Annotated in this window: 15 protein-coding genes; 1 reads left to right on the top strand and 14 read right to left on the bottom strand. The window is 53.3% G+C overall.

Annotated features, from left to right (window positions below; translation table 11 throughout):
• Positions 1 to 15: 15 nt before the first annotated feature.
• The 13 genes from QOM10_RS30755 to QOM10_RS30695 all read right to left on the bottom strand — a co-directional run bounded on the left by QOM10_RS30755 (position 16) and on the right by QOM10_RS30695 (position 9,705).
• Positions 16 to 1,122 carry a tetratricopeptide repeat protein gene (locus tag QOM10_RS30755; protein WP_133125565.1) on the bottom strand — a complete coding sequence of 369 codons (1,107 nt, stop codon included), beginning with the start codon at positions 1,120 to 1,122 and terminating at the stop codon, positions 16 to 18.
• A gap of 43 nt (positions 1,123 to 1,165) precedes the next feature.
• Entirely contained in the window at positions 1,166 to 1,474 is a 309-nt protein-coding gene (locus tag QOM10_RS30750) for a hypothetical protein (protein WP_101165830.1), read from the bottom strand.
• Between the two features lie 74 nt (positions 1,475 to 1,548).
• Positions 1,549 to 2,163, bottom strand: coding sequence for a YheU family protein (locus QOM10_RS30745; RefSeq protein ID WP_057451508.1), 615 nt, complete (start codon positions 2,161 to 2,163; stop codon positions 1,549 to 1,551).
• 68 nt (positions 2,164 to 2,231) lie between these two features.
• Entirely contained in the window at positions 2,232 to 3,278 is a 1,047-nt protein-coding gene (locus tag QOM10_RS30740) for a hypothetical protein (protein WP_316918435.1), read from the bottom strand.
• Positions 3,279 to 3,351: 73 nt separating this feature from the next.
• Positions 3,352 to 3,999: a hypothetical protein gene (locus QOM10_RS30735; protein WP_116893082.1), complete on the bottom strand. Its 648-nt coding sequence runs from the start codon at positions 3,997 to 3,999 to the stop codon at positions 3,352 to 3,354.
• Between the two features lie 374 nt (positions 4,000 to 4,373).
• Complete coding sequence (locus QOM10_RS30730) at positions 4,374 to 4,712, bottom strand: hypothetical protein (RefSeq protein WP_316918434.1); 339 nt, start codon at positions 4,710 to 4,712, stop codon at positions 4,374 to 4,376.
• Positions 4,713 to 4,840: 128 nt separating this feature from the next.
• A complete protein-coding gene (locus QOM10_RS30725) occupies positions 4,841 to 5,368 on the bottom strand; it encodes a hypothetical protein (protein ID WP_057451512.1) in 528 nt (175 codons plus the stop codon).
• 12 nt (positions 5,369 to 5,380) lie between these two features.
• Complete coding sequence (locus QOM10_RS30720) at positions 5,381 to 5,629, bottom strand: hypothetical protein (protein WP_057451513.1); 249 nt, start codon at positions 5,627 to 5,629, stop codon at positions 5,381 to 5,383.
• A 141-nt stretch (positions 5,630 to 5,770) separates the two neighbouring features.
• Positions 5,771 to 6,265, bottom strand: coding sequence for a hypothetical protein (locus QOM10_RS30715; RefSeq protein ID WP_316918433.1), 495 nt, complete (start codon positions 6,263 to 6,265; stop codon positions 5,771 to 5,773).
• 133 nt (positions 6,266 to 6,398) lie between these two features.
• On the bottom strand, positions 6,399 to 6,692 hold the full coding sequence (locus tag QOM10_RS30710) for a hypothetical protein (protein WP_057451515.1): 294 nt from the start codon (positions 6,690 to 6,692) through the stop codon (positions 6,399 to 6,401).
• A 152-nt stretch (positions 6,693 to 6,844) separates the two neighbouring features.
• Positions 6,845 to 7,681, bottom strand: a complete 837-nt coding sequence (locus tag QOM10_RS30705) for a hypothetical protein (RefSeq protein WP_057451516.1) — start codon at positions 7,679 to 7,681, stop codon at positions 6,845 to 6,847.
• Between the two features lie 145 nt (positions 7,682 to 7,826).
• Complete coding sequence (locus QOM10_RS30700) at positions 7,827 to 8,072, bottom strand: hypothetical protein (RefSeq protein WP_057451517.1); 246 nt, start codon at positions 8,070 to 8,072, stop codon at positions 7,827 to 7,829.
• 136 nt (positions 8,073 to 8,208) lie between these two features.
• Positions 8,209 to 9,705 (bottom strand): DNA cytosine methyltransferase, encoded by a 1,497-nt coding sequence (locus QOM10_RS30695; protein ID WP_316918432.1) that lies wholly within the window; start codon positions 9,703 to 9,705, stop codon positions 8,209 to 8,211.
• 455 nt (positions 9,706 to 10,160) lie between these two features.
• On the opposite strand from QOM10_RS30695, the gene QOM10_RS30690 reads away from it, so the two are divergent.
• On the top strand, positions 10,161 to 10,682 hold the full coding sequence (locus QOM10_RS30690) for a YcbK family protein (protein WP_057451519.1): 522 nt from the start codon (positions 10,161 to 10,163) through the stop codon (positions 10,680 to 10,682).
• A 12-nt stretch (positions 10,683 to 10,694) separates the two neighbouring features.
• On the opposite strand, the gene QOM10_RS30685 is transcribed toward QOM10_RS30690, so the two are convergent.
• On the bottom strand, positions 10,695 to 11,888 hold the full coding sequence (locus tag QOM10_RS30685) for a hypothetical protein (protein WP_057451520.1): 1,194 nt from the start codon (positions 11,886 to 11,888) through the stop codon (positions 10,695 to 10,697).
• Positions 11,889 to 13,944: the final 2,056 nt, after the last annotated feature.

Here is a 13,944-nt window from a genome sequence, read left to right as displayed (position 1 = left end):
GTCGCCAGGGGAGTGTCAGATACGGCCACTTACCTGATAGTGCAGGTCACGAATGCACTGATCGAGCCGTCCAGGTTGTTTCTTTTCACTAATCGCCCTGACTCCACGAATTAGGGATAGCTCAGCTGCCGCTTGAGGGCTTCCCAACTGATCCGCAACGGAGAGCCAGCAATACGCCGTGAACTCAGGCTCAGGGGCTTTAATCCGGCGAAGCATCACTTGTTGGGCATACTGAAACATGGCCTCGGCATCACCGCGCAAAGCTCGGTCTTGCAAACTTACAGTGTGGGGCTTTTCGGACGCTTCGGTTGCACCACTATTAGAATAAAACTGGGCTCCAGCCACGTCGCCAGCCTTGGCCAGTTCTTTAGCAAGTGACGATGCAGCATCATGGTCGCCCCTATCAGCAGCGTCACGAAGATACTGGATACCCAGCTCGGTATCGTTCAGATGCGGCTGAATTTGGTTTGTAAGCAGTTGGCCATATTCGCGGGCGGCTCTGGCACTGACCTTGGAGGCCTGCTCAAGAAGCTTTCGACCGTAGCTTTGGTCTGGCGCTACGCCCTGCCCACGTAAATAAAGCATACCGAGAACACGGGTCGCTTCTGCGAATCCATCCTCATGTGAGAGCGTTATATACTTAAACGCCTGTGACATGTCGGTTGGCATAGAGCCGTCCAAATACATGCGGGCGAGGTCGTAAAACGCCTTAGCACTACCCGAGTATCCTGCCTGCTCCAAAAGCGAGGCTTTGCCCTGAATATCACCCAGCGAACCCAGGCGATTTGCCTCGTTAATCATGTCTTGAACAGCAGCTGCTTCACCGGCTCCTGCTGGGCTGACTTCAAGCGATTGGGCAGGTGCCACCGGAAACGCCTGAGCAACGGATGTATCGGCAGTTTCTTGCCGGGGCATGCCAGAGGAATCTACCTTCCCTACAGCAGGGGTACGCGGGAGAAGGGGATTGGGATCAACCCTCTTCTTCACAATGGCTACCGGCTCGTCGAAAGGGTTCGAGTTGTAATCGTAGTTGTTGGGTGAAGCGCAGCCTGTTAAAGCGGCAGCAGCCAACGTGATTGCTGAAAGGCGGGGCGGCATTTGAAAACCCTGAAAGAGGATCACCCAAACTTGCCGGTCACCCCCGATCAATGCAACTCAACATGGATCACTTCCTACGACGGGAACGCATAAACTGGGCGACCTCAAGCTCCAAAGAACCTATATCAACTTCCTGGGACGTGTCAGGTTGGCTTTTGGAAGACGATGCAGAAAAGGTCTCCTGAGCTTGCAGAAGTCGCTGGACTTCCTGCGCATACGCATCAGGCCGCGCCTTGCGCTGGCGGTGCTTAGACTTTGTTGGAGCTGGCTGGGCCGCATAAGTGGTACTGATAGTGCTGTCCAGAAACATTGCGTGCTCGCATTTTGCTAGCAAGATTTCGCTCAGTTCGGATTTGGATGTGGCTTTGCTGAACATTGATGGACTCCATGCTCATCATGTAGGAGGTTGAGCCCCCCAGCGATGGGAGGGCGCAGAATAAATGGTCTAAATCAATCGCTTGGGAGTCGGGCCATTGTCCGTCTGTGGCCATCAATGGTTTCTACGCAGATATCGTGCCCCGCAACGGCGTAGCGAGAGTAAATCATGCCCTTGAAGCTTATGGCTTTCAGATTCGCCAGTTTATCGCCCCAGCCGATGACGCCGTAATCGCCCATTGAATGCCGGCGAAGCAGTTCCTGCAAATCAGCAAGTGAAATCGACCCATTTTGCTGGAGGACATTCACCGCGTGAGACTGAACAGTACGACCTAAAGAGAGTGGAAACACACCTTCGCTTGTGTAGCGGCTGTGTAGCGCGATGAAGTCCTGCTCGCACTGAGCCTGATAGGCCAATTCTGTTGCTGCTTCCGACTTCTTCTGCTCTTTAAACGTAGCAAAGTCTGCCAATGCTTCTGCCGTCACGTCGTGCTTCGCAACCAAACATGGTTGTTGATATTTGTGATTGTAGGTGATGAACACGTCCTCCCGCTCAAGCGAGGCGAGCAGGTGCATTTTTCGTTCATCAAGAGTGGTGAACTGGCCATCGTCAGTTCCATCACGACTCGCGTAGTCGCTGAGCAATTGATCCAATGTTTCTGGGGCTAACTCGGTGTGCGGAATCAGCATTCTTGACGCTCCAATTGATTGGTTCCGCAAATCTTGCAGTGAGAAGCGCTGTGTCATTGCCGGTTCGACTATCTTTCTGAGCAGTGGTTAACGAACGAATAAACTGAATCTCGGCTGTCGGAGACAGGTAGATCAAAACCATAAAAAATGGATGTTTCCGATGGTAACCACGCAAAACCAATCGAGCGAGCCTGAGACAGCTCAGAGGCCACGTTCCGAGGCACCTTGTACGTTGAGGTAAGGAAGCCCTTTTCGATTGATGTAGGTCTAGCCAAAGCCCCTGCTGCCAGACCGATGAACGTACCGTCAACCCTGAGAGAAAGATGCTTTGCTTCTCTCAGAATCTTTCCAGTGTTCTGGTCTGCATCGTACTGGGCCGTCAGGCTCATACCCTCAGACCTTGAGCATGAAACTAACAATCTGCCAGTCCCATTCCAGGTGCGCTGCTCGCCTTGTAGGAAAACCTTTCCCCCTCTCCCGATGATTTCCCAACTAACCGGCAGCACGCCATTGTTCACAAGGTTGAGCCTTAACGCCTCTTCCACAGGCAGCTTCTGCGGAGACGACCCTGCATTCACCATCCGTTCGAAAAGGGTAGGGGAGACGCCTAAACGTATAAGGTAGCCGGTGATCGCTGCTGAAACGACTTGGCCGAGCGCGAGGTCATGGCTTGACACTGATCGGCTATAGAATCGATGTATTCCGAAAAAAGTATTTGCGTCTGCAAATCGGTAAACGCCTCCAGCGAATGTCATTAAACAGGCGCTTTGGCAAGAGCCGGGAATAGCTTTGCCATATGCTGCGCCACGCCTTCCAATTGCTGTGTTGAAGCCCGAGCGGCGTATGAACTCCCCTAACTCCATGCCAGCCTGCAAATCTCCACCGATACTGTTGATATAGATGGTCGCCCTCTCGATCTTGTTACTCGCCAAAGCGCTGGCAAGCTGTCGGGGGAGCGATGGAGTAATCTCGCCGTCAATGTAAATCTCAGCCGGCGCATTTCTCCCGTCTGGGTGTTTGAACGTCACCGCCTGAATCGTTGGCTCTGCTGCATGAGCAAGTGCGTGAAAGAGGGATGACAATGCGAAGGCTGACACTAAGCGCTTGATGTTCAATGGGTGGCCCTTGATGGTTCTCAGGGGCAAGGTTATGAGTTGATCGAAGCCAGTTCCACTCAACTCAATGCAGCTAAATTGCTGTCCACTCTCTTGGGGTCATGCGTCGGTCAGGTAGTTCGGGAATCACCTGCGCTTGGAGAATGGCGTACTGAACCGGGCTGGGTATGGGCACTGATAGCTCGCTGGGCACTTCCAGACCAAGCACATCACAAATGCGCTGAACCAGTTGCTCATACGCTGCCACGTAGCCGAGGTTCTGGGTGATGTATTTCGTCAAGGTGGCATGCTCAGGGGTTGCCCACTTCCAACAGGCTCGATACGGGGGCTTTCCCGAGACTACAAGCGAAATACCTGGAACAAAACGCGATGCTGATTTGGAGCTGATTTGACCAGAACTGATGCCTAACTCAGTTTCCTTGGCGTCTCGCCAGCGCTGGGCCAATGCCATAGCCATCGAATCATTGACCTCGGCTGTGATCATGAAAACCTTGGAATGGGTTTGCCGACTTTCTCCACGACCTTGCTGGATCGTGGGCCGGTAGCCGACCGTGTAACCTTCCGAGTCACGCAGAGGCACTATGCGGCGCTTTGCATAAGCATCAGCGGTCTTCCATCTGCCGGCAGCCTGAAAAGGAAGCTCGTCGCTTGGAAGAGGGGGGAAACTACCATCACTCACAGGAGGTGTTATTGGCACTTCTGTATCGATCAACCGGGTCATTTCCCACCCTGTCGGTGAGTAGAGTCAATCGAGGGGGGCAGCAAGGTCATTGAGCATAAATCCTTCAAAGCTAAGCCACTCATCGTCCGTATGGGACGGTTGAGGCTCCCGAGAATATGGTGTGGGAACCTGGGCCTTACTGCCCACCAAGTCTGAGCGTCCAGCGCGAGGCGCGAATTCGACTGCTTTTCCCTGCATTTGTTCCGAAGCAATATCTGACGTGACCGCTGGGGAATGGTACACCTTGATCACCGGGTCAGCGCCATCGAATACCTCAGCAAGGCGACGACCGGCCCATTTGTCACAACCGTGAATTTGCCTGTCATGATTAATGCCGGCGCTCAGGCAGCATCGATTGAAAGTCTGAGTTCGGATCACTGAGTAGGCGCAGTGTCATCGGCATGGACGCCAACGCCCCCGATTCCCGAAATGGGTGCCGATTTGGAGATAGCCTTGTGGCGAGGCCTCATGCTGCCCAGCACAACAGCACCGGCAGCAAGGGGGATCAAACTGAACGTCAAACCGTAGAGAAAGCCATCTTCGTCAATGGTTTCGTGGAGCGATAACAAATACAAAGCCCCAACCAAGACTTTGAAAAGCAGGATTTGGGTTTTTGCAGGATGGCCACCCAAACACCGCTTGATCCATGGCGTGTAGGACGCCCCAAAGAGGGCAGCTGCGATGATTGCAAAGTTGATGAGGGTTTCGGTCATGGCGGGCTCCAAAGCTCACGGAAAGGTAAATCTGCGGCCACTGGCGATCAACCGAACTGCATGCAGTTACATGTAGGCGAAAAAAAACCCCCACACGTTTCCGTGTGAGGGTTATCACCATCAGACCATCAAGCTACCCAGGTATCTGGATCGTACTTGAAATCAAGATCAGCGTAGAGACGCTGGAATTTCTCCCAAGAAAGCGATCCATCCCGCACCCGACTCTGCAAGGCAAGCCGCTCAGTCGAAAGCTTCCACTCTCGGGTCTGGGACAACTTGTCCAGCGTGTCGGCGGGTGCCAGCTGGGTAAAACCATTTGCACACAACTCCACCAAGGCTTCTTCTGCCGAAGTGAACGACGACTGGGTTTGGAACCCATTCTTGTCAAAGAGTTGGTAGCTGAAAGCACCTTCTTCACTCGCATCATGCAACACGTAACCGTATTGCGCTTGCGAGTTCTTGTAGATCAAGCCCATGCCCTGCTCATCAAAGAGTTTGAACATTTCATCGAGCAAGACCTGCTTTGCGTCGAGTTCCGCAGCCGAGTTTTCTACGAAGGCTTCCAAAGGCACCTTGCTAGGTGTCTGGGCGAGGAAGTTATCGCGAAAATCAGTTGCACGCTCAGAGAAATACTGACGCAGATTGAGAGTATCCATTTCCGCCTCCCCTTACTCGTTCGCGCCAAAAGCAGACACGGCAGTACCGTTTCTGAATTCTTGGCCATTGAACGTATAACGGATGCTTTTTGCAGCGGTCTCACGCGCTTTGCATTCCCCACGGTGTGGCTGGGATTCGCAGAGTACGTTGAGTTGCGCATTGGCTTGGCGGTCGTGCTGAACCTGATCCACAGCACCGACCAAAACACCTAATAGGGCGGCAGCAATGCTGAGTGAAGCAATTTTCAACTTGGATTTCATGATTATCTCCGACCTGTAGAGCGCAGGCGAATAGATGTACGCCAAGTGCTCTAGGGCTTGGCGGGTATTGCAGGAATCAACCTGACCAGCACAAGCCCGAAGGCCTGAGTTGGTTCAGACCTAGGGCGAAGCAGAACTAGCTTAGGAAAACTGTTCGATGCGTTGCAGCGCTCTCGCGCACAGATCATCCAGCTCCTTTTTTGCACTCGTCGCTAATGCATCCAAGCAAGCACTGACGCGCTCCTCAAATGAATGCAGGCGTGACTTCATGCGCGCTGCGAAGACTTCATCAAAGTACAAGGTCATTTCGGAACCGTGGCCCAATAACTCCCACTGCGCTTTCCCGACTTCCCATTCTGCCCACTCACCAATTGTCATCGGCGCCGGCCATTCTGCGTACTCAAATTTATTATCATCAAGCCAAACGATTTTGGAGCCTGCAACGGCCTTTAGCCATTCCACACATTCCTCGTTTGTCCAATGAATGCCACGCAACGTGTACTTAATCTTGTACGTAGGATCGGGCGGAGCAATACAGTTGCCATCGCAATCCATCCAAGGCGGCATGAATCGCAAGACCATGAACCTCCGACCAATATCCTTATTGTACTTCAATGCATTTTTAAGCGAGTTCATTAGCGTATCCGACCTGTAGAGCGCAGGCGTATTTTTGTAACGCCAAGTGCTCTAGGGCTTGGCGGGTATTCAGGCATAAACCTAACCAGCACAAGCCCAATGGCCTGATTGGTTTCAGGCCTAGGTCATCGTTTCATTTTCGCGGGATGGAAATCGTCAAGGTGCTTTCATCCTCGAAGTGAAGACAGATGCTGACCTCGCCGGTTTCAACCCAGGCAATTTTCCTACCTTTCAAAACACTCGCGTCGTCACCAAGGTTTTCAAGCTTGGTTTGAACGATGGGAAGGCGTGCGTGCGCGTAGCGAAAAGCGACTTCCAACTCCTGCTTTTCGGGGACGCAATGCGTTTCAACACAAGCTTCACGGGTGGAAGTCTTAGGGCGGAAGAAAGAGGCAACGCACAACAGTGCATTTTTGATCGGTTTCATGTGTATCTCCAACCTGTAGAGCGCAGGCGATAAGGTATTAAAGCCAAGTGCTCTAGGGCTTGGCGTGTGTCGCAGGTGTAGACCTGACCCGCACAAGCACGAGGCCTGAATCGTGTCAGGCCAGAGCCGAAGGATTATCCCTTTCGGGACATTCAGTTATGAGTGTCGTCTGCAATACGTTGAAGCGCAGCGTTGCAAAGTTCTTCAATTTCCTCTTTGGCGTTCATAGCCATAAGATCCAATAACTCATCAATGTTGAGTTCGTAACCCTCGTCAAGCTCCATTGAATCATCATCGAATTGGTCGTCGTCGAAATGATCGCCATCGCTACCCCAACAAAGCTTTTCAAACCGATGCGGTTCGTCATCGCCAAGATTATCTACCCCGGAAAAAGCCGACCCAGTGATCAACTCGTATGCAACTCGCGCACGATCTTTCGCATGACCTGGCATCCAGAGAATTACTTCATTCTTACCGCTGCAATGCCTCGCAACGAGTGGTCGAATGTACTGGTCTTGTCCATAGTCATCAGTCGAAAAATCTTCCGATCCAGCTGTGATAATCCAGCTTTCCCATTGGAGAACGTTTTGTTTTTCCACGGAGCTATGAATGATCGAAGGTGTCAACTCCTTACAATTCACAACCCTACCTTTCTCAAAAGCCTCGAAGAAGAAATCCTTGAAGTGCAGGTTCTCCACAAGTGGCGATGCACTCGGGTTTAAACCATGCGCAAGACAGTAGCGTCCCAATTCAACACACAACTCCCGCGCTACGTCGCACGCTTGTAGATACGGGTGGTTCCGGTCAAATCGATGTTGGTCGGTCGTTCCCCATTTTTCCGATGGGTAAAGCACCGAATCCAACTCACTTTTGTCTTTGCCCCAGTATTCCGGGCTTTGCTGCCAAATCCCTTGCATCACCTTGAACTGAACATCAGCAAGGGCGGTTTTGATCAGTAGTGGAAAAGCCGATATGTGGTTATTTTTCATGTGTATCTCCGACCTGTAGAGCACAGGCGATGGTTTATTACGCCAAGTGCTCTAAGGCTTAGCGGCTTTCGGGTGTATCACCTGACAAAGCGCAAGCCTGCCGGCCTGAGAATTGTCAGGCCATGACCGGGTGAATCGAGTGGCGTCACATCAGAACCTGGGTATCCAGGATGACGGTGATCCGTGCGGTAGGCATCAGTCCGAAGTGCTCACCATTGCCATACATCTCACCCTCAGACTGAGGGCGGTTGCAGACAAGGATGTTCAGTGGCTCGAAGTGAGCTTTGCCGTGACGATCAAACCAGTTCGATTCGACTGCATACACGCTTCCAGCAATTACGATGTGCATGCCGGCCCGTACTGCGTGTGCAGGGAGAAGTTGAGTTTGCATTTGATGTATCCGACCTGTCGGGGCAGGCAAATGAGATAGCACCAAGTTCCCGATGCTTGGCGTTAACAACCACATGGGATGCACGCCGAACCTATAGGCTGGATGCAGCCCATAGTGGGAAGGGGGGGAGGGAGGTTTAAGCGGTCAAAGCGAACAAGGGCATGGTCACCTGGGTGGCCGGTTTCTCTATCGCTGGTACTTGCCGGGCTTCCTGGGAAACCTGATTCACCTCGGTTGCATGTTTTTTGGTGAGCGGACTGATCAAACCTTTGACGGTCTTACCGATCAACTCGCCAACTGCGACGAACGCGCAGTAGATGACTGACTGCCCGAGAACCTCATGCGCTGTGGTAGCGCTAAGTCCCTCTATCAGTCGTACTGGGATCGTCTTCACCCGTGCATGCTCGTACTCAGTCATGAGTCGCGACAGCGAAGGATCGTGCGATGCAACGATGAAGGGCTCGGTGCTTCGGGCTTTGGCGTAGCCGCGACCGATTGTTCCGCACCCGTCTTCCTCTCCCGTTAGGAGTTGACGCATAAAGCCCTTACCGCTGGCCTTATCACGTACCTCCTTATCCGCCAAGTAGTCGTAAGGTTTCCAACGGTCAGAATCGACCGGGATCACTTCGAGCACGTCGGCGAGCTTTTCCTCTTTTTGACGAACTGGAACCAACTGCTCGAAATCCACTGGCCCGCAAACGCCCGGTGTGGTTGCTACCAAGCACAGGCGTTTCCGCTTCTCCAACGAACCCATCGACGGGCCGTCCAGTACGGTCTCACTCAGCTGATAACCAAGATGGGACAGAACGGATCGGATTACCGTCATAGCAGCTTCCGTCATGTACTCCACGACGTTTTCAAGAATCACGACACAAGGATTCGTGACTTTGACCCAGTTCAGATAGTCGTGAAACAGGCTGCCTGCGGTAGAGTGTTCCTCTGCACAGGACAGCTTGTTTTTTGATTTTCCTGCGCGTGAAGCCCCAGTGCAGGGCACTCCGCCGACAAGTACATCTGCCTGTGGTATGCCGCTACCGAGGATGTTCACGTCACGAATGTCACCGTTGATCACGATGCTATCGTCACGCCACAACTCAGGATTGTTTTTTAGAGAAGCGTCGATGTAGTCGCCTTCCAGCTCCACACCAACTTTCACATAGCTTGCCAACTTTGAGCGCTGCATACCTTCATGCAGAGCCGCGTCTAGTACCCCTCCGCCATGGAACAACGAAATCACATGAAGGGGTTCATTGCTTTTGAGTTTGTCCAGGAACCGCGTTACGCGCTCCTGAACTCTCATAGCAATATGGGAAGGTGAAATGATGATACGGCCATTCTGTACAGCAACACGAAGCTTCGTGCCGATGTTGAACAGCTCAGTGATGATGACGTCACGCAACTCGATGAGTGGGTAAACCCGCTCGTTACGAGTGCGCTTGCTGACAATGATCGTTTTCCCAGCGAAACCTTGCGGCGCAGGGCGTAGCTCGATTCGCTTGAGTTTGCTAGACACGCTCAGAACATACTGAACGCCAATTTCCACTCCTGCATGGGCCAAGCGTTGGCCTTCTAACCAAATCCGAGGAACGGATCGGGACTCAGAAACGAGAGTGTTGATTACGCATGTAGACATTTTTGGATGCTCCTGACCCTCAGCGAAACGAAGTTCCTGGTCGGGTGAGTGGTGGTTGTACGCGCAAAGCGGGGACAAACACCAAGCCCAGGGCAAGAGTTTGTCTTGCCGCAGGCGAGCGATATGAAGATGGTCTGACGATTTCTACCGTCTCGCTCACGATGACGTGAGGGATAGGGTCTGCGAAGAGGCACGCGATGACGCGAGGCTAGCCGCAGTGTAGGCACATTAGAGTGCTACATAGAACATCGCCTTTTTAACACCGCCAGGCCGGCAAGTAAACCGAACAACTGAGCCCCCATGCGGAGCAGTAACTGCACAAGGTTGGGTTGAGAATGAACACTAGATGCTGAGAATGATGGAGACACACAGCCAGTCGAGCAGCCGTTTTGTGCCAGCAGTGCCCGATTCCACGTCGCCAATTCCTAACCCAAGGTTTGACAGCTTTAGCTGGCATGCTCGTGCTCATGCATCCAAGTACGGCGCCGGCACAGCCGAAGAAAGACTGGCGCCAAGTCCTCTTGGATCGTGATCGATGGCTGAGCCTGGAGCGCGGTGCCACTGGGGAGAAAGGCCAGTTCCTCTATTACCGTTACGGTAGCGGGTTTGATCGGAAAGGGTACAACATCGCCTGCCACTTGCTTCGTGATGTGGAAAGCGGTGTTACCTTCGCCATGAATCCGAAGCTGATAGATTTACTTTTTTTGATCCAGGGCTGGCTTCGCATCAATAAAATGCCTTTCCACATTATCATTCAGAGCGGATACCGCACGCCGGCACACAACGCCCGCCTTGCGAAAGCTGCCAAGCAGTCTGAGCACGTAAAAGGAAACGCAGCGGATATCAGGATTCCGGGGCTCAGCACGGACGCGCTGACAAGACTTGCGAAGGCCGTGGGGGTGGGTGGTGTTGGCTTCTACCCACAGAACGGCTTTGTGCATGTGGATGTGGGCAGGCTTAGGCAGTGGACGGGCTAAACCCGCCCAGTGTCAATTTGAAACAGGCTTCTTCGCCCGAGGTTTCTTGGGCTGTGCCGGCTCAGGTGCAGGGCCTCGTCCCATAAAATGATTTTCGAAGCCTTCGAAGCGCTCCTGAATTGCTTGTTCGCTACCCCGAGCAATTTCTTCATCCGTATCCTCGATACGCATGAGGTCAAGCGTCGATCTGATCCTGACAGCGTCGCCGGCTCGCAATCCGCTTACGATTTCCTCGCCCTCCCGATTACGCTCGATATTCCACCCTGGGACTATGTACCCCTTTTCTTCCCATTCGGCGAACCGTTTCTTCTGCTCCGACTTGAAGCGGCGCTTAACCTTGCCGTACTCAGATTTGGAGCCGCTAAATTCGAAGTAACGCTCAAGCTTGATTGGAAAGACCCCATCGCGGTGAGAGGCGATGAGCGGCAGCAGTTTCTTCCCAAAACGGTCGAGCTTATCCCATATCTCAAAGGGGAGAAGGGTCGTGTTTACACCGTCGAAAAATACCGCCGCCAAAGGGTCAAGGTTGATCATCATCCGTTTAGTAACGGGGTTGTGAGTCACGTTTTGGATGAAGCTGAGGGTGATATCAACGTCGTGATCGTTTTCGAGGCCATGGGCAATCATGCCCAAGTGACTTTCGTACCGGTTTTTCACCAATTGCTGGAAAAAGGCGCCATCTGCCATGTCAGAAAGATTCGGTGAAGTCAGGATGCTGAGCAGTCGCCGAAGAGCAGGCTTGCTGCTGACTTTCAACTCACCGGCTTCTAGGTCATCAAGGATTCGCCGAGCCTTAACGTAATTCGCGCCAGAGTTTGCATCGAGGTCAAGCCAGCGTAGAACGTCAGCTTGAGTCGCATGGATTGGTTTCGTGATTGATCGACCTCGGGCGAGAACCATCAGCTTTACCAGCACAATCTCGTGATCAACTGTGAGCACTGGCCCCCTGTAGTGGATGCTGCCACTACCGAGACTGAAAATTTCAGTCCATTCCAAATACTGACTTTTGTTGCGGATGTTTACCTTTCCTGCCGTGAACAATGAAGACCGGAGGATAGGGTTGCTCTGCTCAAAAAAACGCTCGTTCGTGAAGGGAAGAATGCCTTGGCCAGAACCCTGCTCAAAGCGGTCTCGCATAATTGATTTACGAGAGTCGATGATGCCTCGCTGAATTTCTTCCGGCGTCAGTTCCAACTCGTCAGTCATTGATCCCCCCTTTACTCGTATCGGCATAGCTCTCACTGCTGACAGGATATATGCCCTTTACCATTATTTATAACCATTTGTTAGATCGATGAAGAATAAGCAGGGCGGTGGCTGTAAGCGTTTGCTTGGTTGACCGGAATCCTGTGTACGCATCAGTGGCTTGCTTGGGGGCACTATAACGGCTAGGAACAGCTGGTAAACGCGTACAGGCCAGTATTCACTTGGCGCTCACCAGATTCCGGTGCCATCCCAAATACCGAAATGGGTATACAGACCTTGGTATCAACTTGCCGCCTTACATATGGAACAACCATGCAAAGCACCCGCTGGAGCAACCGCTCAGCTGTTTCCGGTAGGTTTGTACTCTCAACAACAATCTCGGGCCGACGCGTTGCGTGCGCTCAGCCAATTCCGGTGAGTTCAGTTGCAAGCACCCCAGATTTCTGATCAAGCGCACAGCAGATTCCTGTCTCAGCGACTCCGGCTGGAATGGGTGAAGGGTTGCCCAGCCCTTTGATTTCGCGCCGCTCACCAGTTTCCTGCCGGTTCGGTTGCAATTGATTTAGCTATCTGATCGAAGCGCTCGGCAGTTTCCTGTACACCAACGCATCGCTGGTAATCAGGTGAAAGCCAACAAACACGGGGCGCTCGGCAGATTCCGGTCAATCGGTTTGCTCTAATTGGTGGCGCTCAACAGCTTCCTGGAGGTGCCTTTGCTCAATTGCCTGGGGCAATTGTTCAGATCAACAGTTGAGCGCTCGTGAGATTCCGGTCTACCAAGCATTGGTAAGGGCCAATAAAACTCAGGCGTTCAGCGGGTTCCGGTCGTACTGGATGCCTTCTTAATCCACTTGTGTGCTAACTGCGCTCACAGGATTCCGGTCGGCTTTTCCATGCTGCGCCTCTTAACTATGTCCGCACTGGTGGCCCAGTAGGAGCCTAGATCACTCCTGGCGCTCAGCAGATTCCGGTCGGCCTTGGTGACGGAGCGCTCGCCAGATTCCGGTCGCACCATTCGCCTGCTGGACGCCGAGCGTTCTCCTAGCGCTCGGCTGATTCCGGTCGGCCAAGGGGGGGGCGCTCGCCAGATTCCGGTCGCACTGGTCGCCCACTGGTTGCCGAGCGTTCTCCTAGCGCTCGGCAGATTCCGGTCGGCCAAGGGGGGGGGCGCTCGCCAGATTCCGGTCGCACTGGTCGCCCACTGGTTGCCGGGCGTTCTCCTAGCGCTCGGCAGATTCCGGTCGGCCTTGGCATGGAGCGCTCGCCAGATTCCGGTCGTACTGGTCGCCCACTGGTTGCCGGGCGCTCTCCCGGCGCTCAGCGGATTCCGGTCGGCATTGAGGTGGAGCGCTCGCCAGATTCCGGTCGCACTGGTCGCCCACTGGTTGCCGGACGTTCTCCCGGCGCTCGGCAGATTCCGGTCGCCATTGGTGGAGCGCTCGCCAGATTCCGGTCGCACTGGTCGCCCACTGGTTGCCGGGCGTTCTCCCACCGCTCAGCGGATTCCGGTCGGCCTTGGCATCGAGCGCTCGCCAGATTCCGGTCGCACTGGTCGCCCACAGGCTGCCGGGCGTTCTCCCGGCGCTCAGCGGATTCCGGTCAGCACGGGTGGACTGATTATCCTCCAGCCCAAAACGACTCATTGCTGCCGAATTAAGCGTAGACGTTGGCGGGCTGTTAGCATCCCGCCCCATCGGTGCATAGAGTAAAATCAACGGGTTGAGTTGCATCGCATAATAGATCGTGGTTGGCGCTCAGCAGATTCCGGTGTTTAGATGAAGAATCAGCTAGATTTGATGACCAACTACATGAAAGCCGCGAAAGCCCCAACACGTAAGGCTTACAGAGGGTTATTATTTAATTGATCACAGCATATTCACAGGATGTTAACAGGGATATTCACAGAAAAGCCGCAGCTTATGCACAGCTTGGGGTCTGTAAATGGGCTGAACCGGAATCCTATGTACGCTCACCGGAATCTGGCGTGCAAAGGCCGGAAACTCGTGTGCGCTCACCGGAAACTCTTGTACGTCGGCCGGAAAGTCCTGTACGTCAA

Origin of the sequence: Pseudomonas sp. P108, assembly GCF_032613195.1 — a bacterium.
Lineage (GTDB): Bacteria > Pseudomonadota > Gammaproteobacteria > Pseudomonadales > Pseudomonadaceae > Aquipseudomonas.
This window is presented reverse-complemented; position numbering and strand designations above follow the sequence as displayed.